The organism is Listeria sp. MAN/IMW/UF464, from assembly GCF_058683955.1.
Genome location: NZ_JBZWZP010000001.1, coordinates 560,774 through 586,194, shown reverse-complemented (window position 1 = coordinate 586,194; position 25,421 = coordinate 560,774). Strand labels below are relative to the sequence as shown.

The following is a 25,421-nucleotide window of genomic DNA, read 5'->3' as shown; positions in this document are numbered from 1 at the left end:
AATTATAATGGAAATCAGAGAAAGAATTTTAGCAGATATGCAAGTGGCAGAAACAATTGATGCACACGAAGAAATCCGGAAAAGTGTCGAGTTTTTAAAAGCATATTTAAAAAAGAATACGTTCTTAAAAAGCTTTGTTCTGGGGATTTCTGGGGGACAAGATTCGACTTTAACTGGAAAACTAGCACAGATGGCGATAAGCGAATTACGAGCGGAAACGGGAGACGATGAGTATCAATTTTTCGCGGTGAGCTTACCATACGGAACACAACTAGATGAATCGGACCGTCAAGATGCACTTGATTTTATGGCACCAGATAATCGCTTAACCGTAAATATTAAAGCTTCGGTTGATGCGAGTGTTGCGGCGCTAAAAGAAGCAGGAGTTGAACTATCCGATTTCGCGAAAGGTAATGAAAAAGCACGCGAACGGATGAAAGTTCAATACGCGATTGCAGCGATGCACAAAGGCGTCGTTGTTGGAACCGATCACTCCGCGGAAGCTGTTACTGGCTTTTATACGAAATACGGCGACGGGGGAACGGATATAAATCCACTGTTCCGCTTGAACAAAAGACAAGGCAAGGCGCTTCTTAAAGAGCTTGGCTGCCCAGAACATTTATATTTGAAAAAACCGACAGCAGATTTAGAAGATAATAAACCGGCTCTTCCTGATGAGGTCGCGCTTGGTGTGACTTATGACCAAATTGACGATTACTTAGAAGGCAAAGAAGTTCCAGCAGATGCCGCAGCAAAAATTGAGAATTGGTTTATTAAAACCGAACATAAACGCCATATGGCAATTACTATATTTGACGATTTCTGGAAATAGGAGGCTGTTTAAATGAAAGTTGGTTATGGTTTATTAACTGCATTTTATACACATCCAGGAGAAAAAGATAATTTAGTTAAAATTTTGCTTGAAGCGGCTGAAGGATTGGATGATTACAACACGTGTATTCAGTATATTGTCAGCGAATCTGAAACCGAGCCAGACACGGTGTTTGTTTCTGAAATTTGGGTTGACAAAGGGCACCATAAAGCATCTCTTGATAACCCAGCTGTACAAGAAACAATTAAACGCGCCAAACCTTTAATAAAAGATATAAAACAAATACAAGAATTAGACATACTCGGCGGAAAAGGCATATAGGTGATAAAACATGAATGATTCTAGGACTCTCCTGGAATCATTTTTTTGGAGGGATGACAAATGCAAACGTTGATGATTGTTTGTGCTGGCGGTGCGACGTCAAGCTTAATGGCACAAAATGTCGTGAAAAGCGCGACATCAGAAGGAATGGACGCTGTTCTACTATTTCCAGATGATGTGAAATATAAAGATAGTTTTCGCGAAAAATACAGCGAGCGAGATTTGGTTGTTGTCATGGGACCGGTCGGCGCGATTACAGCCGGGAAATTCCGTGATTACAAAGAGCAAGTCGATGCCGTTTTAGTAGCACCACAAGTGAAATATATGTACAAAACAGTGGAGGAAGTATTAGGAGAACTAAATATTCCTTGCGCTAATATTGATTCACTCGATTTCGGGCGGATGCGCGGGGATAAGATTCTCACGCAAGGTCTAGCCTTAATGAACGCGAAAAATTCCAAATAAGGTGTTGCAACTTTAGAGGGGAAACGTTAAAATGAAAGAAGATGAAAAGGACAAGTGATTTGTCCTTTTCTTATATTATTGTGAAGTAACCGCGATTTTGCGGTTTCATTTTATAGATAAGGGTGGTTTTGTTTAAAATTATGAAAGACTTTACCGAGCAAGAGAAAATTATCGTTCTAGATTTTGGTAGTCAGTACAATCAACTAATTACGCGCCGCATTCGTGAGTTCGGTGTGTATAGTGAATTACATCCGCATACTATTACAGTTGAAGAAATGAAAGCACTAAATCCAACGGGGATTATTTTTTCAGGAGGACCTAACAGTGTGTATGACGAAGATGCCTTCCGCGCAGACGAAAGAATCTTTGACATGGGAATTCCGATTTTAGGAATTTGTTACGGCATGCAATTAATGACAACGCACTTCGGTGGCAAAGTAGAACGTGCGAAAGACCGCGAATACGGGAAAGCGGACATTCACGTTGAAAACCCAAGCCGTTTATTTGCTAGCCTACCAACAGATCAAGTTGTTTGGATGAGTCATGGCGATTTAGTTGTCGAGGAACCAGCTGGATTTGAAGTAACAGCTACTAGTAAGTCTTGCCCAATTGCAGGTATTGCGGACGAAGATCGTTTGCTTTACGGCGTGCAATTCCACCCAGAAGTACGTCACTCAGCTTACGGCAACGAATTACTGAAGAATTTTGCATTAAACATTTGTGGCTGTAAAGGCGACTGGACAATGGAAAACTTTAGTGAAGTTGAAATCGCTAAAATCCAAGAAATCGTAGGCGACAAAAAAGTCTTGCTTGCACTTTCTGGCGGCGTAGATTCCTCTGTTGTTGGTGTGTTAATTCATAAAGCAATTGGCGACCAATTAACATGTATTTTCGTTGACCACGGACTTCTTCGCAAAGGGGAAGCTGACCAAGTAATGGCAACATTACAAGGCGAATTCAACATGAACATCATCAAAGTAGATGCGAAAAAACGCTTCATGGACAAACTTGCTGGCGTTTCCGATCCAGAACAAAAACGTAAAATCATCGGTAACGAATTCATTTACGTATTCGACGACGAAGCCAACAAACTAGACGGCGTAGAATTCCTTGCACAAGGAACACTTTACACAGACATCATCGAAAGTGGTACAGCAACTGCCCAAACAATCAAGTCTCACCACAACGTTGGCGGCTTACCAGAAGATATGCAATTTAAACTAATCGAACCATTAAATACACTTTTCAAAGATGAAGTTCGCGCACTAGGAACAGAACTTGGCATGCCTGACGCAATCGTTTGGCGCCAACCATTCCCAGGCCCAGGCTTAGGAATCCGTGTCCTTGGCGAAATCACCGAAGAAAAACTAGAAATTGTTCGTGATTCTGATTACATCTTGCGCGAAGAAATCAAAAACGCAGGCCTAGAACGCGAAATCTGGCAATACTTTACAGCTCTTCCAAATATCCGTAGCGTTGGTGTTATGGGTGATGGTAGAACGTATGACCATACTGTGGTTGTCCGTGCGGTGACGAGTATTGATGGTATGACAGCGGATTGGGCACGTATTCCGTGGGATGTACTGGAGAAAATTTCGGTGCGGATTGTGAATGAAGTGGATCATGTGAATCGTGTTGTTTATGATATTACGAGTAAGCCACCAGCTACGGTTGAGTGGGAATAGTGATAAAAAGAAGCCTAGAATCCTTATTTTAAAAAGATTCTAGGCTTTATTTTACATAAAATTAATTAATCATTATATTTTGTTACTATTTGATCAATGGCATCTAATAGAGGTCTAAAGTTTTCAAAATTTATATCATCGTAATTTTTCCATACATATTTAGAGAGAGCTCTTTTTCCATAATTTTTAGTATTATTAAAAATTTTTTCGGATTTTTCAAATGTTTTTCCATTAAGCTCTGTCTTTAAGACAGCTTCTTCTAATAAATCTTCTATTTCACATTCTTTTAGTTCATTAACTAAGGGATTTGTAGCAACATACAAATTTGAAGTAATATTTAAATAATATTTTTCCTTTAATTCCGCAATCTTATTACACTCTTTATCTATACCTATATAGTTTAGTAAATTTTTTAATGGTTTATCCTTTACACTAAGCTCGTTATCTAATATAAGTATGCATGGATTCTTAGAAGTGACATTCATTTTTTTGAACAATTCACTATAATTTGGACAATGTTTCTTCTCTTTATCAGAAACATAGTAGTTATAGATTTGTTTCATAGTATCAGCACCATCTTTTTCTAAGCCAAAAAAATATTGCATTTTTGATACTTTTTGTGTATTTTTGTCTTTCAATCTTTCTAAAAAGAAAATTTTGAATATAAATTCTCCATTTACTTTTTTTATTAATTTTGGATAATCTTCATAGAGGTTTTTAAGAGCACTTTTTAAATAAAGAATATCTGTAGGTCCTTCTGTTAAAATGCATGGTTTTTCATTATTAAAGAAATATTTATAAAATAGGAACTTTTGAAATTCTTTTTCCTGACCATTTAAACATCTAAAATTAAATGTCAACTCTTTATCATTTATTTGTCTTTTTTTATTATTTACTTTATTTATGTGATTTATAAATGAAAAACGACCTTCAAGCTGTCTTAAAGTACCTTTTGTATCATTTATAGTAAAAGCGCCAGTTTTATATAAAGAGTTTGCCATTGCTCTAGTATTTTTATAAAACTCTCTAGTTACATTTACTTTTTTATTTACGACCAATCCAGTAACAATTTGTCTGGATGTTTTATATTGGAGTCGAGTTTTTTTTGGATTAATTTTAAAACCAGATTGTTTAATAATTATTTCTAATTGATAAAAAAATTCTTCTGACTTTTCTTCGAAGTTTTTATTATTTGTTGAAAAAGTTAAATCATCAGCATACCTTGAATAATCTAGTTTATATTTTTTGGCAATTTTTAATAATTTCATATCTAAAATATTGCAAATTAGATTGGTTATTATTGGAGATGACGGCGCACCTTGTGGTAGAGAACCATTGTAACATGTTAATTGAGCTAAAACTGTTGCTATATTTTTAGGGAATAAATAGCTCTTATTCTTCTCAAAATATCCTTGGACTCTTCCAAAATGAAAACTTTCAAAAAAATCTTCTAAATCTATATTAAGAACAAAACGTTTATTTTTATGTATTTCAGCATTTGTTATAATACTTTTATCTTTAGTAAAAGCATGAGAAATATTAGATTTAATATTATTTTCAAACTGGAATATATTTTGTTGTGTTAACATTACTTTCACGATATTTCTTTGAACATCTTTTAATTCTTTCGAAGGGACGCTAATATTTCTCTGACCTCCACTTTTTTTAGGGATTAAGAGATTTGTATATGAGTTTTCAACCTTCTTCTTATATAAAATATAAGTCAAAAATTTTTTCGGTGTTTTTAGAATTTTAGCAAGCTCTTCTAATGAATTTACATCTTCAAAAGTATCCATATTTATTTACCTCCAAAAAAAATAGACCGTGTGGTTACTCATTACGTTTTATAGGCAATAGCGCCTATGGTACAGTAAGGATAATGAACAAGTCTCTCTACCTTTTTTATCAAAACTTGCGAAACACAAGTTAAAAATCTAACCACACGTCTAAAGTCTATTATAACTTAAAATCTAATATTTGGTAGTATTTTTTATGTATTGCTTTTATATATAGTATATCGCCAAGTGTTAATCGCTCAGAGATCACTTAGAAATTTTTTCGTTGGGCTACGCAAGATAACATGAAAGCGTCTTAAAGTAGGGTTTTTAATTTTATAATCAGCTGCTAATTTAAATACTGTTCGCTGATAAAAAAGTTTATCCTTTTATTATATTGTGCTCCATTATAATATAAAACATATATATAACATTTAATAGTCTTTCATTCAGTAGACTTGAACAAACGTTATTTTTATGGATTAATAAGCTAGTAAAAATTTTTGTTTAGAATATTTTGTGATAAAATGAACTAAAGAGAAATATTTTAAAAATAAGGAGATTGAATGAAAATGAAAGTGTTGATGCATTATACAATTTCGGAATATGTTTATAATTTATTTGAAAGCTCTGGAGAAATCACATATTCAGAGCGTGTTAAAGAGGTTGAATATTTTTATAGTACTTATAGTAGAAACCATGAAAATTTATTTTTTATTATTGCTTATACCAATAATTTAAAGGTTAAATACAGTGTAGGTAAAATTACTTATAAAAACAACAGATTTTTTTTCAATAAAGTTAGAAGTGAAATATCGAATATTCTTATAGAAGAATTAGGAATTAAAGATAATAATACCTATGAAAAAGATTATTATTATAAAGTATTACATATTGATGACGATATAGCATTTAGAAATAAGAAATTGGATCAAATCTCTAGTAAAATAAAACTTAAGTATTTTAGCTGGAGAGAATTAACTGCAAAGAACGAGATTTTATTCAAAAAAATTTCAAATTTAATTTTCGATAAAGGAAATATTATAAATTTAGCTACCACATATACTCCTGATGCAGCCTATGATGAAAGGCTAATTGTAAAGAAATGCTTTAGTGCTTTAAAAAATTTGGGATTTATAAAAAAAGGGGGAATAGATACCACGCACACTATTTTACAGGGAGATATAGGAGAATTTCTAATGCATAGTTTGGTGAGTGAATTTCTTGAAAGTAACAGTGATAAATATATTTATCCTAAACTTATATTTAAAACAAACCCTACTATGGCTGTCTATGGTAATGATGGCTCTATCTATATACCTGAAAAAAAAGAAATATATTATTTAGAAGCTAAGTTTTATAATAGTTTAACTGAAGCATTAAATAGAGCTGTAGACTCGCTGGAAAAACATAATGATGACTTATATGAAGATCTAAATTATAGTGCTGAATTGTTTAGAAATATTAAAACTAATAGAACTCATGAATTAATTGAAATAACTGACGATGTAACAGAAAAATTAATTATTTTTTTAATATGCGCTGATACATATCAAGAAGCAAAAGTAAAAAAGATAATTGAAAAAAACTGTAAAGTTAAAAAACTGAAAGAGAAATTTGAAGTACTAATATTTGTTTTACCTATTTTAGATAAAGAAAATTTTCTGAAATTCTTTCAAATACAGTCTGAACTAGAAGGAGAAAAATATTATGACTTTAAATGAAGAGAAATATTTAGATATTAAAATGGATGAGTTTAGAAAAGTGGTTTTAAGAAAAGTATATGATAAAGAAACTATTCATGATGCTGTATTAGGAATTTCAGATTTAGATATTTATTCAAAGAGTGATAGTTTTTTTTCTAAATTGAACCAAGCGAATAGGCAATCTTTCATCAATCAAAATATTATCTTAACTAGCGAACAAGAAAAATGCTTAGAGTTACTCCAAAAAGGAAATCTCTTTATAAGTGCTCCCACTAGTTTTGGAAAAACGTTTATCGCTTTAGAGTATATTAAGCGTAATAGTTCAAAAATTGATGACGTGGTTTTTGTTGTACCTACTATTGCATTAATGAATGAATTAAGAGAAAAATGCTTTACTTACTTTGGTAAAAGCTATACGTTGATTACCTCTGATGCAGAGTTAAAACAATATTATGATACTACAAAAAAAATAATAATAGTTGTTCCAGAAAGAATTAACACAAGCTTATTTCAGCAATATTTAAATAATAAAAGAATTGATTTGTTAATTTATGATGAAATATATAAACTTAATTCAGAAAATACGGTTAATAATCGCAACAAACGAAAAAGTAATGAAGATAGTAGATTAATTAAAATGAATTATATATATAAGTATTTACTTAGTAGAGCAGATAAAATTTTATTACTTGGCCCTTTCATAAGAAGTGTTAGTTTTGCTAAATCTAATATACAGATTGAAAAATTTATAACAAATTTAAATCTAGTATACAATGAAGTTGAATATACGCCCGAGTTAGTAAACTACTTAGGAAATCATGAGGATAAAAGATTTGTTTATTTTAAATCTCCCCAAAGCATAAAACGATTTTTAGAAATTAATAATAAGAGGGATTTAGCATATAGAAGTGGAGATAACGAAATAATTGAGTGGATATCAGAAAATATACACCCAAAATGGTATTACGTTGAGTATTTAAAACAAGGCGTTGGAATTCATCATGGGGAAACACCTATATTTCTAAGAAAGTACATAGAAAATGAATTTTCACGTTTAGATGGATGTATACATACTATCCTATGTACAAGTACTCTAATTGAAGGTATAAATACACCTACTAATCAATTGGTAATAGTAGATACTCCTAGAAATGTATTTGAATTGAATAATCTTATAGGGAGAGTGGGAAGACTAAATATAGAAAATCCTATAAGAGGAAAAGTTTTTATAACAAAACAAAGTACACTTGATATGTATAATCCAAATGATTGGATAGATTTAAATATTGTATTTGAAAGTTCAGAAATAAGTACTACTAATGTTGAAGATGAATGTTTATATTTAGATAAGGAATTAACACAAGAGGCGAAAAATAGCGTGGATAGTTTATCTAATGAACTTAATGAAAAATTTAATATTAATTATCACGAAATAATAGAAGCTGGTATTGAATTTAGAATACTTGATAGATTTATTAAGTGTTTTGATACTATAACTTCTCATAACAAAGAGTTTGATGTAATTCGTGACCTCAAATATGAAATATTGAAAGAAAATAACTACTTGAGGGGTGTGAAATTAGATAAATATTCATTTTTTGATTCGAAAAATAAAGAAAGATATCTTTCTTTTGATCCTGTGTATTATTTACTTACTTCTGGTAAAGGAATGAAGCAAGTAATTACTAAGTTTACTAAAATTTATAAAGAACATACTAGTGAAGATATTAATTTATTTATTGACACATTATTCCAAATCGATAAATTCATAAAATTTAAAATGATGAAAATGATTGCTATTTATGAATTGTTTGATGAAAAAAATTTATTTAGTAGGGATAGAAATAGAGCGTTTATACAAAGTATTAACATGATAAAATCATATTCTGATTCGGAAGATGGATATGAAAGGATTTTAACTGATTTAGGATTCCCGAAAGAAGATATAAATTTAATTAGCAATGAAATTGATAATTATAATGAAATAAAGGGAACCGAAAAAAAACTGCTTAAGTTATATAGAAACGGAAAGGTATATAATCAATTGTCACCTTTTGGTAAAAATATTATTAATAAAATAAAAGAGCGTGTTTAATTTTTTACTGATGTTAATTATCTAAAATAATTGAAAATAAGTATGCTGCAATTGTAAATTTGATTTCGAAACAGAATGAACGACAGATATAACAATATTGGCTAGTATAATGGAAACAATGATTAAGAGAATACCTATATTGGCAAGTCTTATGATTTTTTTGATAATGATCTACTTGTGAAGTAAGTTGGGGGTTAGAAGACATATCTAATTCTTCATTTTGAAAAGACATTGGATGGACTAGATTTTTATAAAAGACAACAATTAAAAAAACACTTTCGTTAGATTCATGTAAAATAGAACTAACGAGGGTGTTTTTTTGCTAAAACATTAAATCTTCTAGGTTCAAATTTAGCTTTATATTTCAATGTTACTAAATGACAGCTCGTGTAAATATCATTATAATAGAACCATGATACAAACTTCACATACAGAAAGGGAAAACAACCATGACAAAAATTCGTATTAATAAAGAAAAAATGAATAATCATGCTACAACCCTAGGTGATAGTGCGGGAAAGTTAGATTACTATCCCCTTAAAAATGGAAACATGAGTTATACGCAAACTAATTCTATCCACCTTTTTCGGGAATCATTACTTGAACTACTTGAAGGCATCGAAAATTTAGGATCTGTTGCGCAAGATGATGCTACTCGAATCAAGCAAATGGGGGAAGCTTTTGCAAAACAAGATAAATCCATCAGCCAGAAGATGAATTTGGAGGTGCGTTAAGTGGATAAACGTACCCAAGAATTAGGTGAAATAAAAAAAGAGATGGAGCGAGAAGATGACGCTCTATACGCTATTAAAAATAAAATTAGACATTTAGAGGATGTGGAAGAAGATATTCATCAAGCTAGACGTGAAATGGATGACATCCTTTATCATATGAAAGAAGTTTGGCGAGGAGAACACGCAGAGGATACTTTTTGGCAAATAGAAGACGAGGTAAATCATTACAACCGGAAAACTGCTTGCATGACTACCGATATTCAAACCGAACTAAATAATGAGCAAAAAAAGCATCAACAAAATCTCCACGCGCTCGAAACTAAACAACAGGATATCACAAAGGAGATGCGTTTATGACTCGAATAGATATTGCTGAAGTAAACCATTTTTCACATGAATTAAAAATAGCCAATCAACAGGCTAAAACACAAATTACGGCAATCCAAAATGCTATCATTGCTTATTTACAAGATGATTCGCTCTCCGGAGAAGCAATTAGTGCGTCTAAAGGATATTATGCAGCGACTTATTTACCGCTTTGTGCTTCTATCAAACAAGCACTACATGTCAGCGAGGAATCTTTAAGGAAATATATTACCGACTTTCACAGTCAAGTAGATAGTTCTCCAAGTGCAAAAATTGATGCAGAAGGTCTGTATGAATTAGATCAGAAAATAAATCGTTTAGAAAATAAATTAGAACACATTCAATTAGAATTAAGTTCGATGACAGCAGTTTCTAGGCAGGGCGAAATTAATGCGCTTCAAACGCAAATATTTGCCAATTATAAAAAAGAACAACTTTTAGAAAAATTTCTTGATTTTGAACGTGCTCATAGTCATTTTTTTCAAGAATTAAGTGACTTAGCTCGAGCAATCAATCGTGGTGTGCGTGATATTCAGGCGAACATTTCTTTTAATAGCCAAACTGGGATGTACAAAGTAGATAAATTAAATGCTTCAAACTTTGAACGACTTGTGGATTTATACGCTTCTCAAAAAGCAATAGATGACAAAGTAAAAGCTATGGAAGATATTGGAATGCTCCCTTATATTCCAGAGGGAAATCGTGCCGGATATGTTACGACTAACGGCAAACTAAATACGGAAGCGACGTTAGATTTAGTTAATCAACAGATGATTTATTGGCAAAATGAAACCAGTATGCGCGAGTTGTTTGGCGTTGGAGCTTTTTATCGCGCGGTTTATGGTTTGGATGCAGTTACTGCTGAAAGGATTGGCGGCGGAGAAAGGCTAGTAGATGGCTCGTCGGTGTTTTTACAATATGTTGGAGCTTTTGGAGTGAGTGGTTTTTATGCTGAGTTTGGGCAAGTGGAAAAATTAAAATATATAACTACCACTGGAGTTAAACTAAAAGGAAACCCATGGGAGACTACAACTGTTTTAGGCACATATACCGAAGATACTCGAAATATACTAACTGAGCTTGGAAATAAGAAAAGTGTGAACTTCGGAATGAAAAAAGGAAAGCTAAATTTATTGAATACTCCTGACGAGTTTTACATAACTCCTTTGCAATTTTGGGATGAATATAATCAACCTTGGTTAGATGAGGTTATTAAAAGAAGAGATCCTGTAAAAATTGCTACAAAGCCCATAAATGATAACTTATATAGATTTAATGAAAAAACTTTTGAACAGGAATTGACTGGTTTTGGTAAAGAATATTTTTATTTAAAAGAACATGGTTATGAATTTGATTCTAAAACATCTGAAATGAAATATAAAAAATAACAAAGTTGGTGAAATTAATGGAGTTTAAGCACGAAGTAGAAAATAACTTTGCGGATATAATTCAAGAATATCAATTTAACTTAATTAAAGTAAATGAAGACGAAATAATGTTGTTACATCCTAATTATGCTCTAACTATTTGGAAAAGTAGAGAAGGTATTGATATTTATTACCTGTTTCTTCATAGCTTAGAAAAAGTGAAAATAACCAATTTCTTATTTTCAAATTATGAAAAAGATTTGTTAGCCAATATAACTCCTGCAAATAATTTGACCAACCAAATTTCTAATAGCTTACTTATTCATGCAAAAGGTTTAAGTAAATATTTCCCTGAATTATTATCGGGTCAAAATGACTGGGTAGAGAAGTTTAATGAGAATAAGTTTTATAATGAGCCGAGAGCTATTAACAAAGACGAGTATTCAGCCTATCAAACTATTATAAAAAATATCAATGGCAAAAAAATTGAAGGATTTCAAAATGAGATATGAGGCTGATTTTATAAATAGACTCAAATCATTAATAGAAGAATTCCAGTTAAATTACAAAGTTATATCTGAAGAGGAGCTAGCACTTTTTGGTTCTAATTTTGCGCTTGTTTTTTTGGTTCATTTTGATGAAGTTTCTTTGAATTATGTATGCCATGATAAAGATAATTCACTCGTTAGTTATGATGTCTGGTCTTATTTTTTGCATGTCTTTGATGATAAAGATAGGGAGAATTTGCCAAAATATAATTCTGTGCAGGAACGGGTTGATATTTCGTTTTTAATACTTGCAAGAGGTCTTCCGCGTCATTGGAGTAGTGTGCTTAATGGAGATGACAAATGGTTGGAAGATTATGAGCGATATGAATTAGCCGGAGTTCCTAGAGAAGTAATCGGTGACTTGAGGAATAGTTTGAGTTTATATATTTGACCAAGAAATGTTGAGAATGTAGCAGCAAAGAGGAGTTCAAGCATGAAATTAGACAGTAACTCAAAAGAAATAATTCTTAAAAAAAGTGAATTTCTACTCCATAATAATTTTAAATTAATAGAAATAACGGACGCTAGTATCACATTTTCAAATAAAAAAATCGCTTTTGTCATCGGTTATGAAAGATATGATAATATAAGTAATATTAATATAAAGTTTTTGGAAGAAAATGAAATGTTTAATCTTGGATGGATTGCTTTTGTAAGAAGAAATCAGACGCCGTTTCCTCAGAATAAATTAGATAATATATTAGAGTTACTTGATTATGCTGAAAAAAATTATGCTAAAGTTACTAACTTACAATTTTGCCAAGAAAGTAGAGAAATAGTAGAAGACTTCTTAAAAGAATAATAACTGGAATTATAGTAAAAAAGGACTGTGATCAATTGGATTTTTACAAAGAAGTTGAAAAAACATTCAAAGGATATGAGCAAAATTATCAATTGAAGCTAACTAAAATAGATAATAATGAAGTTGCTTTCATCGGAGAAAATTATGCTTTAGGTATAGGATGGAGCACGGACGGGGTGGATTTGCATTATTTCAAACTAGATAATTCGACACTCAGTAAATTTAGTTTAGATAATTTATTAAACAGAAAGCTAACTAAAATCGAACGAGAAAGGATACTTCCCAGCTCAACAATTTACGAGAAAATAATTAACGAATTAATAATCTGCGAAAGAGGATTCAATAATCATTTTCAAGAATTGCTACGGGGTGAAACATTAAGCGGCTATAGAAATAAAGAATTTGTTTCGAATTTGGAGAAGAGTATTATTGAACGTGAACTGTTGCCCCGTTAATACTGCTTAGAAAGAGAACAGTATTATTTTCATGAATTTGATAGTATAATATCTAAAATGACAGCATGAAAAGGAGATCATCAAATGAGTATTACAGAAGAAGAATTTGAAGAACAGGTTTCGGAGTTGTTTATTAATTATTTAGAAAAATGTACGCCTGAAGAGATTCATCAAGTGGTTGTAGAATGGAATTTTGATAATCCGAAGAAACCGATTTATTGGATTGCTAATTCGCCGAAAACGGATAAAGGGACTGCGTTAATGTTGTTTTGGTTAATGGAGCCGGACTTTGCTTATCAATTTGAAACAAGAGAAGCGATGGTTGAAAAGAGCGGTTGGTATGCGGAAGATTTTGATATTGTTGCTAGTTTGGAAGAAAAGTACTTAGCTGGGTTCTATCAAAATCAAGTCTATGGTTACGCACCTCCAGCCGAGTTTCAAGAGGAGGAAATGAAAAGAGCAATTCCGAGCGAAATGTTTGTTCCTTTGAAAGGGCTAGAAGTTTCTGAGTCGGCGGATTGGGAAGATGGTTTTCCTCCTGAATTGCAAGAACGGTATAATGAATTAGCTGAATCAGTGGAAGAGTAATCTTGATTCGGTATTATTCAAAAAGGAATTTAAAGTCGAAAATCGTTTGATAGGTTTTCGGCTTTTTTATTAGTGGTGCGTTGAAAATATTAAAGTAGATTAGGAGGAATAACATGAAATCACAGCAGACATTTATGGTAGAGGTTACCTTTTATTCTAATGCAAGAAAAACGGTTCCGGAAGCGGGGTATCGGCCGCATTTTGTGATGGAGTTGGATGAGGATCGGGAATATTTAGGAGTTGAAATTTATGATATAGAAGTGGATACGCTGGATTCGGTGGGGTATGCAATGTGTTCTTTTTTATATGAACAAGAGGGCGTTGGTTATAGTAAGATTCAGCCAAATAGGTCTTTTATGGTTATGGAGGGCGCGAGTGTTGTTGGGAGAGGGAAGATAGTGTCGTTTCATTTGTAAATGACAGTTAAATTGATTTATGCGTTTTACACAGTATAATTAAACTATAAACCTATCAAACGAAAAATGATGATTCCCTCCTATTTGAAAAATACATCTAAAGGGGGAGTCTTTATTAATCTTGACCGAAGAACTTGCGTAAATAAAAAATAAATAGGAAGTTGAAAAAAATGATACTTATAAATAAACGAGCGGAAAAACAAGATTACCAGACAATTTTAGCGATTTGGGAAAAGTCAGTTATTGTAACGCATGATTTTTTAACTGCGGAAGATAGGCAGTTTTACAAAGAACAAATTCCTTTGTTTCTAGATAATGTGGAACTGTTCTTATGGTTCGCTGGTGAGGAGGTCATTGGTTTTAGTGGGACGAGCGAGCGGGAACTAGATATGTTGTTTCTGGATCCGGTAGCCACGGGTAATGGTTATGGGAGTCAGATTCTGGGTTGGCTAATAGAAAATAAGCGGATAAACCTGGTGGATGTGAATGAACAAAATGAAAATGCCACGAGATTTTATTTGAAGCATGGATTTGTGGTTTCTTCCAGAAGTGACTTGGACGGTTTTGGGAAGCCTTATCCAATTCTTCAATTGCAACTGAAGGAGAGAGTTAATGGAGTATGAACAGCTGTTACAAAGCGAACTTGGTGAACTTGAAATAATTCGGGAAGAACTACAAAACAAAGAATATCGAGGAATGATTGTAAAAACGGCTAAAGATGGCACAACGATTCGGACGCGTTTGGCGAAAAAAACAGATAAAAAAACAGGGTACTTTGTTGCTTTTTGGGAGAAAGATGAACTTGGTAAGAATTGTCCTTTTGATGAGAATGATAGCGCTGATTTTTTATGTATTGTTGTTATTGATGGTGATTTGAACGGTTTATTTGTTTTTCCAAGGCAGTGTTTAATTGAAAAGGGAATTTTAACTAGTGAAGTTGGTATTGGAAAAATGGCTGCTAGATTTTATCCAACGTGGTGTCAGGATTTAAATAAAACAGCGAAAAAAACGCAAGCTTGGCAACAGGCGTATTTTAAAAATTATTCTATAAGAAAAGAAGACCATTAATTTGGTCTTCTTTTTATTGTATAGAGACTACTTGCTCGCAGTAATCTAAGTAAGCATCGTCTACTAGAAAAAATTTTGGAACCATTAAGCCAACAATATTGATGAGTAGCTCTGAATTAGCGATGGCAGGATTAATCATTTGGTGAGAGACGTCTGGGATGGTTTGGGTTTCTACGTTTTCTTTTTTGATTTGTTTGGTGTAAACATCTTTTGTTTCTGCTGAATCGACATTTTTATCTTTTTCAGCTAAGACGAGATAGATTTTTGCTTTTACTTTTGAAAGGTCTAGGGTGGCATCTTGGTTCATGTTTTTGCGAATAAAGTTATAGCGATCTGGGGTCATTTCTTCTTTACCGCCATTTTGTTTGTAGCTTTCGTAGGTTTTGTTTTTAGAAATAAGGGCGCTGTCGGTGCGAAAATTTTGTTTTGCTTGATTGATTTCTTTAGTTGCTTTACCAGCTTCTTTCGCTTGCCAGCCGGTGTTGTATTCTCCTTGACGCATCCAGTTGATTGCAGGGGCGGCAAGGATTGAGAAGTCAATCTCCTTATTTGCATTCATTGCTTTTGGGATCACCCAACCGGCTTGACTAGCGCCCCATAAGCCGATTTTGGTGGTGCTGTCTGGGTATTTTATTTTCATCCATTCGATCACTTGGTTGACTTCGTTTGCGCGATCATCCATGGACTGATTTAGCCAATTGCCTGAGGATTTACCAACGCCTAATTTATCCCATGAAACAGATATATATCCTTGTTTGGCAAATCGTTCCATCAGCGGTTTATAGCCACCGTTTTGAGTTGCTTCTTGTGCCCCGTCACCATGAACAAATACGATAATGCCTTTTGGTTTCTCGTGTTTTGGGGTTGTCACGACCGCAGAAAGTTTTCCACCAGTAGTTGGGATTGCGACTCTTGTTTCGTTCATTTCGAAATCGTTTCCGATGAAAAGAATCGCTACTAATATGACGATGATTGCGCTTATTACAATAGTTATTTTTTTCCAACGTTTCATTGTATCCACTCCATTTTTTGCCATTCTTTAATACCGGTGAGTACTCCCATCAATGTGCTATTTTCTTTTTGAATCACTTGGAAGCCAATAGTTCTATACAGCTTGCAAGCGCCATTATTGTTCTTGGCAACGTATAAAGTTATCTGTTCATCATGAAAAGTTTCTAGGCAATGAGAAATTAACGTTTTTCCAATGCCTTGACCACGAAAATTTGGCGAAACGGTTATAAAGTCAATATATCGTTCATTTTGAACAGGTTTGTGTGATAGAAGACTGAGGAAGAAAATCAATTTGAGGCACTGTGAAAATGATAAAAATTTTCTTAGGTTTTGATATAGCTTTTGATGAGAGTCACTCTTGCTCGTTACAAACATGCAACCGCAAATTAGCTCATCTTGTATTGCAATTAGTAGGTTTTCGCCTTGTTCTGTGTAAATATAATGGCAAAAAGCATATATAATCTCATGTGCTTCTGTTTCTTTGAATAGCGCTTTTGTGAACTTTGATTTGAACCCGGAGAAAACTAAAGATGCTACTTCTTCAACGATGCTATTTTTTTCAAATGAATCAATGCTTTTAATGGAAAGTGTCATAACGGCACTTCCATTGTGTAAACCATTGCATCCGGATAGGCGAGTGAAGGGTAGATGTTTTCGTATAATATCATGCTTGTTGTAGGATGTTTTAATTCTTCTAAAAACAGTTGGATTTGCGTTTCAATAGTTGCTTCATCTTTGGCAATAAAAGATTTACAAGCATATTCGCCGGCTGGAAAAGTATAATCACTCCTTTTTTTCACGCTCTTAAGGCATATTACACCAGCGTCTTGCTTGGAGAAAATGTAAAAAGGTTCCTCTAAATCCGGTAGATTGTGTTTTGCGGCTTGGGCGTAGTTGATAGTGTTATTATCAATTATTTGGTTAGGAACTTTTTCAAAATAGCGGTCGCCTTTAGCTACAAATGTGATTTCATTTAAACGCATTTCTTTTTGCGAATGAATGATTTTTTGAATCGTTTTTTGGATTTCTACTAACTCTTCTATTTTTTGTTGCAAATCTTGTTCAGCCTGCTCTAACATCGGAGTCACTTTTTCACTAAGCAAACTTTCTTTGATTTCTTGAATAGAAAAGCCAATTTTTCTAAAAAGGATAATTTGATATAAACGGTAAATGTCGGCTTCTTCAAAATAATAATAGCCATTTTCGGGATTTCGTTTAGGAACTAGAATACCTTCATCGATATAATGACGGATTTTATATTTAGATATTTGAAAAAGTTGCGCGATTTCGCCAGTGGAAAGGGTAAGCATCTGAAAACCTCCTTATGATTTAGTTTTAGTATAAACTATGTGGTTACCACGCAGTCAAATAAAAAAACAAATGACAATGAGAATCATTATCAAACGCTGATTTTTGTGATATAATAAACAAAGATTTATTAATGGGGGTTAGCGATCAAATGGGAAAAGTAGTATTGAAAATGGCTCATACTGCCAAAAAATCAAAGAAAGTATTAAGGTATCTTGAAACGAGCCTTAATGTAACTCGGGGGAAGTACAATGATTGATAAGCGTTTGTTTCAATTGGTTGAAAAGAAATCTTTAGTGTTATTAATTCTTTTTCGTGTGCTTAGTTTAGGGCTGATGATTGGTCTTTGGCTTGTTTTTGCTCAACAATTAACGCATTATTTAGAGGGTCAAAGTGTCGATTGGTTATGGCTTGTTGGGACGGTTTTAGTCGTTTTAGTTGGCAAAGCGATACTTACCAAATTAGCCGAGAAACAAATTTACCAAGCATCGGCGGAATTGCGTTTATCAATGCGGCGTGCTGTGATGGAAAAAGCTTTTCGGTTAGGCAACAACGAAGGACAGCTACCGGCATCAACATTAACGCAGCTCGCAGTAGATGGGATCGAACAATTAGAAATTTATTATTCACGTTTTTTACCGCAATTATTTTATTGTCTCATCGCTTCTTTGATGATTTTTGGAAGCTTAGTTGGATTTGCGTGGCAGCCGGCGATTGTGTTATTAATTTGTATGCCGATGATTCCGATTGTTATTATGGCAGTGATGAAAATTGCTAAGCGGATTTTGAGCGGCTATTGGTCGGATTATACGAATTTAGGAACCAAATTTCATGAAAATTTAAGTGGTTTGAGTATTTTGAAGGCTTATGACCAAGACAAATATAAGCAAGAGGAAATTGTTTCTGATGCGGAACGTTTCCGTAAAGCTACGATGAGTTTATTATCGATGCAGCTGAATTCGATTACGATTATGGATATTATTTCGTATAGTGGGGCGGCACTTGGTATTGGTATGTCTTTAATTATGTTCACAAATGGCAATATAAGTATGACTGGCATGTTGATGTTCTTACTACTAAGCGCCGAATTCTTTATTCCAATGCGTCAACTTGGATCTTTATTCCATGTGGCGATGAATGGAATTAGTGCATGTAGTAAATTGTTCGCTTATTTAGAGTTAAAAGAGCAAGTTTATGGCTCAGAAGAATTAGCTAAACCGTTAGAAAAAATGGAAGTTCGTCATTTAACATATACATATGAAGAAGGTAAAGCTAAAGCACTTCAAGATATATCAGCTCATTTCAATAAAGGAAGTTTTTCAGCACTTGTTGGAAAGTCTGGCTCAGGAAAAAGTACTTTTGTGCGAGTGTTATTAAATCAATTGCCTGGTTATCAAGGGGAAATTATTTGGAATGATGTTCCGTTAGCTAGTTTGAGCGGGGAAGCTATTCGTAAACAAGCTGTGTTAGTAGATAATCATGGTTATCTTTATGCAAATAGTATTCGGGAAAATTTATTAATTGGTAATTCAGCCGCTAATGATAGCGATTTGTGGAATGTTTTGGAGCAAGTTAGTTTGGCTGATTTTGTTCGGAAGTTACCGGAGCAATTAAGTGAGAATTTAGAAGAGAACGGAAGTAATTTATCTGGTGGACAAAGGCAGCGGTTGTTACTAGCGAGAGCATTGCTGCGTCAAGCTGAAGTCTTTGTTTTCGATGAAATTACGTCTGGTGTGGATTTGGAAAGTGAAAAAATTATTCTTTTGGTGTTGCAGAAGTTAGCTAAAGAAAAAATCGTGCTCTTTATTTCGCATCGCTTATATAATGTTTTGGACGCGGATCAGGTACTCGTTTTTGACGCGGGGAAATTGGTGGAAGTGGCGAGCCCAGAACGATTGCAACAAGAATCCAATTACTTCAAAAATTACTTTTTAGAAGAAGAAGCGTTGCTGAAAGGGGGAGCATGATATGTCAGAATGGACGATTATTGGTTGGTTATTAAAGTTTGTTAAGCCGTTACGAGGAAAGATGATTTTGGCAATTTTACTTGGTATTATAAGTAATTTATCGGTTATCATGATTTCTTTGATCGGTACGTATGGCATTATCGCGGTGATTTTAAAGCAACCTCTGAATCCGTATAAATGGCTCTTTGTAATGGTTGCTTGTGGTGTGGTTCGCGGTTTGGCACGATATTCGGAACAATATTTAAATCATGATATTGCCTTTCGTTTACTTGCGATAATTCGTGAACGTATTTTTGCGACTTTGCGAAAACTGGGACCAGCTCGTTTATCTGGGAAGAAAAGTGGCGATTTAGTTGCCGCGATTACAACGGATGTCGAAGCTTTGGAAGTGTTTTTCGCGCATACAATCTCACCAGTTTTTATTGCAGTTGGTACGACGATTGTAACTGTTGGCTTTTTGGCGACCTATGATGTTGGTTTAGCGCTGATACTTTTGCTAGGACAAATCTTGGTTGGTGTCGTTTTGCCGATGATTAGTTACAAACGAAATAAAAAAATCGGAACTGCTTATCAAAAAGAATTCGTTGGACTCAATCAGATGGTAATGGAAAATATTGCAAGTTTACAAGATATATTCCAGTTTAAATTGGGCGAAGAGCGTTTAGGAAAACTAGAAGAACAAGGTGAAAAGCTCAATAAGCAGTATAAAAAAAGAATACGACAAGGAAGCGAGCTCCAAATATTTGGTGAATGGGTGCTAATTGGTACGGCGACTTTAATTTTAGTGCTAGGTAGTCTTTGGCAATTACCGCTTGAAACAGTATTAATTGGAACCGTGCTTAGTCTGAGTTCTTTTGGATCGGTATTGGCATTAAACGCTTTAGGAACAGCGCTGTTAACTACTTTTGCTAGTGGTAAGCGATTATATACTTTAACTGAAGAAAAACCTGTTGTATTATTTAACGGTCAGCTTGAACTATCAGATTTTGAAAGTGCGGAGTTAGATAAAGTGAGTTTTAGTCATGATGGAAAACAACCACTTTTAAACGAAATTTCGCTAGCGCTTCCTAAGGGGAAATGGCTCGGCATCGGTGGGGAAAGTGGCAGCGGGAAAAGTACCTTAGTAAAACTACTGATGCGTTACTGGGATCCAGATGGTCAGATTAAATTAAATGATAACGCACTCCCTGAAATTACAGAGTCTTCGCTTCATAGGCTGGAAGGGGTAATGGAGCAAAATACGTTTTTGTTTGAAGACACACTTGGTAATAATATTCGCTTAGGGAAAAAAGATGCTACTTTGGAAGAAGTTAAAGAGGCTGCCCGAAAAGCTGCTATCGATACATGGATTGAGACTTTGCCAGAAGGTTATGACACGATCATTGGCGGGCAATCACGAAATTTATCAGACGGCGAACGCCAGCGGATTGGCTTAGCTAGACTATTTCTCCATGATGCCCCGTTATTATTATTAGATGAACCAACAAGCAATTTGGATTATATTAATGAAAAAGCGATTTTAAACACGCTCCGTTCAGAAATTCAAGATAAAACGGTGCTCGTAATTTCTCACCGAGCAACAACATTAGACTTAGCAGAAGAACAATTATTTATAGAAAATGGCGCATTGAAAAGTGTAGCAAAATAAATAAAAACAGCTTGTATAGTTTACAAGCTGTTTTTTATTTATAAATCTACTTTCTCTGAGCTTTCGAAAAATTCAACCGTGTCAAGTTCTGCTCATCTGCTGTGCAATATAAATAATTCGCGTTTTACAGAACCGCTCAAAATATTTTATCTATTTGATAGAAAATAATGTCCAAAGTAAATGGAAGCTGGTTTTTTATTATATTTGACGTATTATACAAAAACTTTCCCAATTTGTTCAAATAGAAATTCTCGTCCAAACAAAAGAATGAGCATCAAGAAGAGCACGACAACACCAAAAATAAAAATACCGAATGTAAAATCGCGTGGATAGCTATAGTCATGTTTTTTTATATCTTCGCTTAATGAGGCTAATTTGGCATCAAATTGGTTAATTAATTCAACGAAATTGCTTCGGCCGATAAAGGCGCAGTCTATTTTCTCCATTTTGTCTTCTGTTTGAAAGAATAGTTCCATCGTTTCTGGAATAGGATGTCCAAAGCTTGGACGAGAAGGTTGGAAGTTATAACTTATTCTTTTTACATTTGCAAGATGAATCGTTTTTGTTTTGTTGCGTGTGTGAATAATAAAAGCGTTCTTGGTGACTTGGATCCATTCTTTTGGCGGGAGTAGAAGTTTAACAATTAAATATCCTATAAAAAAAAGAGTAATAAGACCATAGTAAAATGATTCTGGTTTTTCTATTGACAATAAAGTTAGTAAGCCAAACATGAAAATAAAAGATAAAAAAGTTAAAGCTGTTCCGATTGTTTTAAGTTTGTCTTTGTAATATATCATGATGCACACCTGCTTGGTTGAATTTATGTTGAATTTAATGATAACATTGTAAAATATAATCATCAAGTTCATTAGTGAACTTTTTTACTACCAAGTAAACAAGGAGGAACTTCATGGAAATCACATTACAACAACCTACAACAGCTGACTTTCCCTTCATTGAATGGTTGTGGGGAGATTTAGCAACAACAGAAGTGCTCGGCGGACCATTTTCTTTTCCAGAAGAAACGCGAATGGACTGGCTAAAATCAAAATTAAAAGCGAGCAATGCTTATTTTATTATAAAAAAAGGTACAGAATCTGTTGGTGAAGTTAGTTTTCGCGATTTTGAAAAAGGAACAGCTCATTTAAATATTAAAGTGGCTGCATGTTATAGGGGCCAGCGAATCGCTCAAAAAGCTTTGCAATTATTCTTAGATTTTTTCCAAACTGATTGCGGCGGGATAGTTTTGTTGGATGAAGTTAGACGGAAAAATGTAGCTGGCATTGAGTTTCTTATGAAAGCTGGTTTCGAAATTATAGAAGAAAAAGAATGGACGGTGGTGCTCAAATGGAGTGCTCAAGCAGAGGGGAGTTTTGAATGAGTAAAGAAAGATGTGCATGAGGAATTATAAAAAATTAGCAGGTAAGTTAGATTTAAAAGTCTAACTTACCTTTTTTAGTAGTTAAAAAAGCCGATTTCTTATATTGATTCATTTTTTAGACACATTTTAATAAAGAATAAATGGGCGTGATAAGTCCAGTGAAAGCAATATTAGCAAGGCCAAATAGGAATTAGCTTCCAAATAAAGGGAAGGAAAATAATTTCCTGAAATAAGAAAAATTGCCTCCTTATTCTGTTGATTTGATTATATAAGCGGAGTATTATGTTGATTGACAATCAAGGAGGATACTATGAAAAAAACGATCAAGATTACAACCAGTTTACTTTTGAGCTTTGCTTGTGTATTTAGTGTTGGGGATTTTACTAAGCCGCATACAGTCGAAGCTGAAACAGTCTATTCACTTACAAATCCAAAGCCGATTAATGAAATTTTTTCTGATCCAAAGCTCGCGCAAGTTGTGGCGGATTGGTTAAAGCTTCCATCAGCGACTAGCGCGGTTACGCAAAGCCAATTGAATACAGTTAAATCTTTGCACTTTGATTCAAAAGGTGTTCAAAGTCTTGAAGGAGTAGAGTATTTAAAAAATCTCACGCAAGTATTTGGCTATGGTAACCAAGTGAGTGATCTAGGACCATTAAGTAATTTAACGCAACTCGAAATCATCCAGATGCCAAGAAACCAAATAAGTGATTTAACACCCATTTCGAATTTGACGGCATTAATGTCACTTGATTTTGAATTTAATAATTTACAAACGATTGAACCGATAAAAAATTTAACGAACATGTTAGAACTGAATGTTAGCGCAAATCCTATTTCGGATATTAGTGCCGTTAAAAACATGACGCAACTGGAATTTTTGACTATAAGAGACTGTGAGGTAAGTGATTTATCGCCAGTTGAAAATCTGTCTAATATGCTGATGTTTTGGGCGGGGAGAAATAATATTACTGACATTACACCGCTCAAAAATATGTCCAAACTGCTTGGTTTAAGTTTATTTGGGAATCAAATCAAGGATGTGAGTGTGGTTAAAAATCTTACTAGTCTTGAAGATTTCGATATAAAAGCGAATCAGGTGAGCGATATTAGTAGTTTAGCAACATCAACTACGCTCGAGACATTAACTCTTAGTTTCAACCAAATAATTGATATTTCACCCCTGAAAAATTTGAGCAATTTAACTAGGTTAGAACTTGAGAATCAAACACATGTATTAGATGCGGTTGAGGTAGATAATCCATTAATTTTGCCCGCTCCAGTAATTGATGAAAATGGCAACAGAGTACAGCCGACAAAAGTGAGTCATGCGGGTATTTATTCGAATGGCGAGATTACATGGGAAGGGTTGCAAAGTAATTATATTCTAAATTACGAGTATAATTTGCCCGTAACAATTGGTTCGTTAACAACAACGTATTCTGGTAAAATTACGCAGCCACTGTTGGAGAAGCCTGTTGATCCGATTACTCCAGTAGATCCAGTAGACCCAGTAGACCCAGTAGACCCAGTAGACCCAGTAGACCCAATAGATCCAGTAAACCCGGTAGATCCAATCACTCCAGTAGACCCGTCAAATCAAGTAAATTCAACTGATCCAGTGAAGTCAGTTCTTCAAGCAACTGAAACTTTAATAAAACAGACGATATCCGTTAATCCGATTGTAGCTAAAGATAATAGAAATTTACCGAAAACAGGGGATAGTGGAATGACTTCTAGTTTAGTTGGCGGTTTAATTCTAGCTGTTTCTAGTTTGGTATTATTGCGTAAACGAAAATAAAAAAAGGAATTTGGCTTTTAGTCAAATTCCTTTTTATACGATTTTTGTGCCTTGGTGAAAGGTGAGTTTCCACGAGCCATTTTCGAAAATCCAGATGTTACTTCGCATTGTATAGGAGTTTTCACTTAGATTTTTAAGTTTATAATATGATAAGACCTTTGTTTCATCTAAAATTTTTATATCATAATTCATGATTTCTAGAGCGCTATCGCCAAGTGTTTTTAGCGATTTGTAATAGGAAAAGTCTTTAACAACACCACTTTGCGTGATTTCAATATAAGATTCGCTTAAAATATCGATAATTTCGGACATGGAGTGACGGTTTTCGAGCGATAAATGTATTTGGTCAAGTTTTTGGAAATTTTCTTTTGTTAATTCCATTGTAAGTCCTCCGTTTTAAAGGAATAAAAAAGGTTCACTTCAAAATTGTAAGTGAACCTTTTTGTGTTATTTTATGCCGTCACGATTTTGAATGATTTCATTTACGATGCCGTAATCTTTTGCTTCGTTAACAGAAAGCCAGAAGTTGCGGTCTGTATCTTTGGAGATTTTTTCGTACGATTGACCTGTTGCTTCGGCGATGAGGCGATTAATTCTTTCGCGCATCCGAATAATTTCTTTTGCTTCGATTTCGATTTCTGTGCTTTGGCCTTGAACACCGCCAGCTGGTTGATGAATCATATAGCGCGTGTTAGGTAGGCTATAACGATTTTCTTTTTCAGCGGCCAAGTAAATAGTAATACCAGCGCTTGCAACCCATCCAGTTCCAACGATTTTAACAGTAGGTTTAATGAATTTAATCATATCATGAATTGTGTCGCCTGCTTCCACGTGACCACCTTGGCTATTAATAAAAATGGTAATCGGATCATTGCTAATAGATTCAAGTAGTAAAAGCTGCTTAGAAACGTCCTCGGCTAACTCCTGATTGATTTCCCCGTAAATTAACACTGTGCGCGTATCAATCAATTTTTGGGTAAGGATGTTTGTGATATTTTCATTATTTTTATTCTCTGCCATGAAAAAATTCCTCCTTAAAAAGCCTTAGTTTATTTGTAATACAGGTATCTTATCATAATGGT

At 33.9% G+C, this 25,421-nt stretch carries 28 protein-coding genes; 21 read left to right on the top strand and 7 right to left on the bottom strand.

Features of this window, described 5'->3' with window-relative positions; genetic code table 11:
- The first annotated feature begins 7 nt into the window (after positions 1-7).
- From nadE to guaA, 4 genes are all read left to right on the top strand, one after another.
- Complete coding sequence (gene nadE, locus AC4PG0_RS02995) at positions 8-832, top strand: NAD(+) synthase (protein ID WP_153648226.1); 825 nt, start codon at positions 8-10, stop codon at positions 830-832.
- Between the two features lie 12 nt (positions 833-844).
- The gene (locus AC4PG0_RS02990) at positions 845-1,153 is read left to right on the top strand and encodes a putative quinol monooxygenase (protein WP_003771336.1); all 309 of its coding nucleotides are present in this window, start codon (positions 845-847) and stop codon (positions 1,151-1,153) included.
- Positions 1,154-1,213: 60 nt separating this feature from the next.
- Complete coding sequence (locus AC4PG0_RS02985; RefSeq protein ID WP_045553399.1) at positions 1,214-1,618, top strand: PTS sugar transporter subunit IIB; 405 nt, start codon at positions 1,214-1,216, stop codon at positions 1,616-1,618.
- Positions 1,619-1,746: 128 nt separating this feature from the next.
- Positions 1,747-3,303: a glutamine-hydrolyzing GMP synthase gene (guaA, locus tag AC4PG0_RS02980; protein WP_077916460.1), complete on the top strand. Its 1,557-nt coding sequence runs from the start codon at positions 1,747-1,749 to the stop codon at positions 3,301-3,303.
- Positions 3,304-3,368: 65 nt separating this feature from the next.
- Here guaA and AC4PG0_RS02975 read toward each other — a convergent pair whose 3' ends face one another.
- The gene (locus tag AC4PG0_RS02975; protein WP_207578486.1) at positions 3,369-5,099 is read right to left on the bottom strand and encodes a retron Ec67 family RNA-directed DNA polymerase/endonuclease; all 1,731 of its coding nucleotides are present in this window, start codon (positions 5,097-5,099) and stop codon (positions 3,369-3,371) included.
- A gap of 551 nt (positions 5,100-5,650) precedes the next feature.
- Between AC4PG0_RS02975 and AC4PG0_RS02970 the strand changes: the two genes are divergently transcribed.
- The 13 genes from AC4PG0_RS02970 (at position 5,651) to AC4PG0_RS02910 (ending at position 15,223) form a co-directional block, all read left to right on the top strand.
- Positions 5,651-6,802, top strand: coding sequence for a Hachiman antiphage defense system protein HamA (locus AC4PG0_RS02970; protein WP_070006887.1), 1,152 nt, complete (start codon positions 5,651-5,653; stop codon positions 6,800-6,802).
- Positions 6,789-8,879: a DEAD/DEAH box helicase gene (locus tag AC4PG0_RS02965; RefSeq protein ID WP_207578487.1), complete on the top strand. Its 2,091-nt coding sequence runs from the start codon at positions 6,789-6,791 to the stop codon at positions 8,877-8,879. The genes AC4PG0_RS02970 and AC4PG0_RS02965 overlap by 14 nt, the downstream gene beginning before the upstream one ends.
- A gap of 449 nt (positions 8,880-9,328) precedes the next feature.
- Complete coding sequence (locus AC4PG0_RS02960) at positions 9,329-9,613, top strand: DUF3130 family protein (RefSeq protein ID WP_187124994.1); 285 nt, start codon at positions 9,329-9,331, stop codon at positions 9,611-9,613.
- The gene (locus AC4PG0_RS02955; protein ID WP_112119766.1) at positions 9,614-9,970 is read left to right on the top strand and encodes a hypothetical protein; all 357 of its coding nucleotides are present in this window, start codon (positions 9,614-9,616) and stop codon (positions 9,968-9,970) included.
- Entirely contained in the window at positions 9,967-11,367 is a 1,401-nt protein-coding gene (locus AC4PG0_RS02950; RefSeq protein ID WP_492167453.1) for a T7SS effector LXG polymorphic toxin, read from the top strand. Before AC4PG0_RS02955 ends, AC4PG0_RS02950 begins: the two co-directional genes overlap by 4 nt.
- 17 nt (positions 11,368-11,384) lie before the next feature.
- Positions 11,385-11,858, top strand: a complete 474-nt coding sequence (locus AC4PG0_RS02945) for a hypothetical protein (protein WP_003771365.1) — start codon at positions 11,385-11,387, stop codon at positions 11,856-11,858.
- The gene (locus tag AC4PG0_RS02940) at positions 11,848-12,285 is read left to right on the top strand and encodes a hypothetical protein (protein WP_033838102.1); all 438 of its coding nucleotides are present in this window, start codon (positions 11,848-11,850) and stop codon (positions 12,283-12,285) included. The genes AC4PG0_RS02945 and AC4PG0_RS02940 overlap by 11 nt, the downstream gene beginning before the upstream one ends.
- Before the next feature lie 42 nt (positions 12,286-12,327).
- Positions 12,328-12,696, top strand: a complete 369-nt coding sequence (locus tag AC4PG0_RS02935; protein ID WP_003771368.1) for a hypothetical protein — start codon at positions 12,328-12,330, stop codon at positions 12,694-12,696.
- A 35-nt stretch (positions 12,697-12,731) separates the two neighbouring features.
- Positions 12,732-13,151, top strand: a complete 420-nt coding sequence (locus AC4PG0_RS02930; protein WP_045554064.1) for a hypothetical protein — start codon at positions 12,732-12,734, stop codon at positions 13,149-13,151.
- Positions 13,152-13,235: 84 nt separating this feature from the next.
- Positions 13,236-13,739: a DUF4274 domain-containing protein gene (locus AC4PG0_RS02925; RefSeq protein WP_270908211.1), complete on the top strand. Its 504-nt coding sequence runs from the start codon at positions 13,236-13,238 to the stop codon at positions 13,737-13,739.
- Positions 13,740-13,852: 113 nt separating this feature from the next.
- Positions 13,853-14,155 (top strand): hypothetical protein, encoded by a 303-nt coding sequence (locus AC4PG0_RS02920; RefSeq protein WP_045553392.1) that lies wholly within the window; start codon positions 13,853-13,855, stop codon positions 14,153-14,155.
- Between the two features lie 170 nt (positions 14,156-14,325).
- Positions 14,326-14,778, top strand: coding sequence for a GNAT family N-acetyltransferase (locus tag AC4PG0_RS02915; RefSeq protein ID WP_003761694.1), 453 nt, complete (start codon positions 14,326-14,328; stop codon positions 14,776-14,778).
- The gene (locus AC4PG0_RS02910; protein ID WP_492167454.1) at positions 14,768-15,223 is read left to right on the top strand and encodes a MepB family protein; all 456 of its coding nucleotides are present in this window, start codon (positions 14,768-14,770) and stop codon (positions 15,221-15,223) included. Before AC4PG0_RS02915 ends, AC4PG0_RS02910 begins: the two co-directional genes overlap by 11 nt.
- Positions 15,224-15,236: 13 nt before the next feature.
- On the opposite strand, the gene AC4PG0_RS02905 is transcribed toward AC4PG0_RS02910, so the two are convergent.
- From AC4PG0_RS02905 to AC4PG0_RS02895, 3 genes are read right to left on the bottom strand one after another with little or no spacing between them, the layout of a single operon-like run.
- Entirely contained in the window at positions 15,237-16,259 is a 1,023-nt protein-coding gene (locus tag AC4PG0_RS02905; RefSeq protein ID WP_492167455.1) for an alpha/beta hydrolase family protein, read from the bottom strand.
- A complete protein-coding gene (locus AC4PG0_RS02900) occupies positions 16,232-16,828 on the bottom strand; it encodes a GNAT family N-acetyltransferase (RefSeq protein WP_492167456.1) in 597 nt (198 codons plus the stop codon). Before AC4PG0_RS02900 ends, AC4PG0_RS02905 begins: the two co-directional genes overlap by 28 nt.
- Entirely contained in the window at positions 16,825-17,544 is a 720-nt protein-coding gene (locus tag AC4PG0_RS02895) for a MerR family transcriptional regulator (protein ID WP_492167457.1), read from the bottom strand. Before AC4PG0_RS02895 ends, AC4PG0_RS02900 begins: the two co-directional genes overlap by 4 nt.
- 249 nt (positions 17,545-17,793) lie before the next feature.
- On the opposite strand from AC4PG0_RS02895, the gene AC4PG0_RS02890 reads away from it, so the two are divergent.
- Together AC4PG0_RS02890 and AC4PG0_RS02885 are read left to right on the top strand one after the other, a co-directional pair.
- Positions 17,794-19,509, top strand: coding sequence for an ABC transporter ATP-binding protein/permease (locus AC4PG0_RS02890; protein WP_072218587.1), 1,716 nt, complete (start codon positions 17,794-17,796; stop codon positions 19,507-19,509).
- Between the two features lies 1 nt (position 19,510).
- Entirely contained in the window at positions 19,511-21,157 is a 1,647-nt protein-coding gene (locus AC4PG0_RS02885; RefSeq protein WP_492167458.1) for an amino acid ABC transporter ATP-binding/permease protein, read from the top strand.
- Between the two features lie 212 nt (positions 21,158-21,369).
- Here AC4PG0_RS02885 and AC4PG0_RS02880 read toward each other — a convergent pair whose 3' ends face one another.
- Positions 21,370-21,954, bottom strand: a complete 585-nt coding sequence (locus AC4PG0_RS02880) for a hypothetical protein (RefSeq protein ID WP_194318292.1) — start codon at positions 21,952-21,954, stop codon at positions 21,370-21,372.
- A 113-nt stretch (positions 21,955-22,067) separates the two neighbouring features.
- Here AC4PG0_RS02880 and AC4PG0_RS02875 point away from each other — a divergent pair, with 113 nt between their 5' ends.
- Together AC4PG0_RS02875 and AC4PG0_RS02870 are read left to right on the top strand one after the other, a co-directional pair.
- Complete coding sequence (locus AC4PG0_RS02875; RefSeq protein WP_492167459.1) at positions 22,068-22,538, top strand: GNAT family N-acetyltransferase; 471 nt, start codon at positions 22,068-22,070, stop codon at positions 22,536-22,538.
- Between the two features lie 310 nt (positions 22,539-22,848).
- Positions 22,849-24,339: a leucine-rich repeat domain-containing protein gene (locus tag AC4PG0_RS02870; RefSeq protein ID WP_492167460.1), complete on the top strand. Its 1,491-nt coding sequence runs from the start codon at positions 22,849-22,851 to the stop codon at positions 24,337-24,339.
- 33 nt (positions 24,340-24,372) lie between these two features.
- On the opposite strand, the gene AC4PG0_RS02865 is transcribed toward AC4PG0_RS02870, so the two are convergent.
- Positions 24,373-24,720 carry a nuclear transport factor 2 family protein gene (locus AC4PG0_RS02865; RefSeq protein ID WP_185482169.1) on the bottom strand — a complete coding sequence of 116 codons (348 nt, stop codon included), beginning with the start codon at positions 24,718-24,720 and terminating at the stop codon, positions 24,373-24,375.
- Positions 24,721-24,786: 66 nt separating this feature from the next.
- On the bottom strand, positions 24,787-25,359 hold the full coding sequence (locus tag AC4PG0_RS02860; RefSeq protein ID WP_010990769.1) for an ATP-dependent Clp protease proteolytic subunit: 573 nt from the start codon (positions 25,357-25,359) through the stop codon (positions 24,787-24,789).
- Between the last annotated feature and the right edge of the window lie 62 nt (positions 25,360-25,421).

Bases quoted from the DNA above. Each gene is read 5' to 3' on its own strand.
- AC4PG0_RS02960 (WP_187124994.1), top strand. From the start codon at position 9,329: ATGACAAAAATTCGTATTAATAAAGAAAAAATGAATAATCATGCTACA.
- AC4PG0_RS02945 (WP_003771365.1), top strand. From the start codon at position 11,385: ATGGAGTTTAAGCACGAAGTAGAAAATAACTTTGCGGATATAATTCAA.
- AC4PG0_RS02940 (WP_033838102.1), top strand. From the start codon at position 11,848: ATGAGATATGAGGCTGATTTTATAAATAGACTCAAATCATTAATAGAA.
- AC4PG0_RS02890 (WP_072218587.1), top strand. From the start codon at position 17,794: ATGATTGATAAGCGTTTGTTTCAATTGGTTGAAAAGAAATCTTTAGTG.
- AC4PG0_RS02860 (WP_010990769.1), bottom strand. From the start codon at position 25,359: ATGGCAGAGAATAAAAATAATGAAAATATCACAAACATCCTTACCCAA.
- AC4PG0_RS02970 (WP_070006887.1), top strand. From the start codon at position 5,651: ATGAAAGTGTTGATGCATTATACAATTTCGGAATATGTTTATAATTTA.
- AC4PG0_RS02990 (WP_003771336.1), top strand. From the start codon at position 845: ATGAAAGTTGGTTATGGTTTATTAACTGCATTTTATACACATCCAGGA.
- nadE (WP_153648226.1), top strand. From the start codon at position 8: ATGGAAATCAGAGAAAGAATTTTAGCAGATATGCAAGTGGCAGAAACA.
- AC4PG0_RS02875 (WP_492167459.1), top strand. From the start codon at position 22,068: ATGGAAATCACATTACAACAACCTACAACAGCTGACTTTCCCTTCATT.
- AC4PG0_RS02975 (WP_207578486.1), bottom strand. From the start codon at position 5,099: ATGGATACTTTTGAAGATGTAAATTCATTAGAAGAGCTTGCTAAAATT.
- AC4PG0_RS02885 (WP_492167458.1), top strand. From the start codon at position 19,511: ATGTCAGAATGGACGATTATTGGTTGGTTATTAAAGTTTGTTAAGCCG.
- AC4PG0_RS02935 (WP_003771368.1), top strand. From the start codon at position 12,328: ATGAAATTAGACAGTAACTCAAAAGAAATAATTCTTAAAAAAAGTGAA.
- AC4PG0_RS02910 (WP_492167454.1), top strand. From the start codon at position 14,768: ATGGAGTATGAACAGCTGTTACAAAGCGAACTTGGTGAACTTGAAATA.
- AC4PG0_RS02870 (WP_492167460.1), top strand. From the start codon at position 22,849: ATGAAAAAAACGATCAAGATTACAACCAGTTTACTTTTGAGCTTTGCT.
- AC4PG0_RS02985 (WP_045553399.1), top strand. From the start codon at position 1,214: ATGCAAACGTTGATGATTGTTTGTGCTGGCGGTGCGACGTCAAGCTTA.
- AC4PG0_RS02950 (WP_492167453.1), top strand. From the start codon at position 9,967: ATGACTCGAATAGATATTGCTGAAGTAAACCATTTTTCACATGAATTA.
- AC4PG0_RS02865 (WP_185482169.1), bottom strand. From the start codon at position 24,720: ATGGAATTAACAAAAGAAAATTTCCAAAAACTTGACCAAATACATTTA.
- AC4PG0_RS02905 (WP_492167455.1), bottom strand. From the start codon at position 16,259: ATGGCAAAAAATGGAGTGGATACAATGAAACGTTGGAAAAAAATAACT.
- AC4PG0_RS02915 (WP_003761694.1), top strand. From the start codon at position 14,326: ATGATACTTATAAATAAACGAGCGGAAAAACAAGATTACCAGACAATT.
- AC4PG0_RS02925 (WP_270908211.1), top strand. From the start codon at position 13,236: ATGAGTATTACAGAAGAAGAATTTGAAGAACAGGTTTCGGAGTTGTTT.
- AC4PG0_RS02920 (WP_045553392.1), top strand. From the start codon at position 13,853: ATGAAATCACAGCAGACATTTATGGTAGAGGTTACCTTTTATTCTAAT.
- AC4PG0_RS02880 (WP_194318292.1), bottom strand. From the start codon at position 21,954: ATGATATATTACAAAGACAAACTTAAAACAATCGGAACAGCTTTAACT.
- AC4PG0_RS02900 (WP_492167456.1), bottom strand. From the start codon at position 16,828: ATGACACTTTCCATTAAAAGCATTGATTCATTTGAAAAAAATAGCATC.
- AC4PG0_RS02895 (WP_492167457.1), bottom strand. From the start codon at position 17,544: ATGCTTACCCTTTCCACTGGCGAAATCGCGCAACTTTTTCAAATATCT.
- AC4PG0_RS02965 (WP_207578487.1), top strand. From the start codon at position 6,789: ATGACTTTAAATGAAGAGAAATATTTAGATATTAAAATGGATGAGTTT.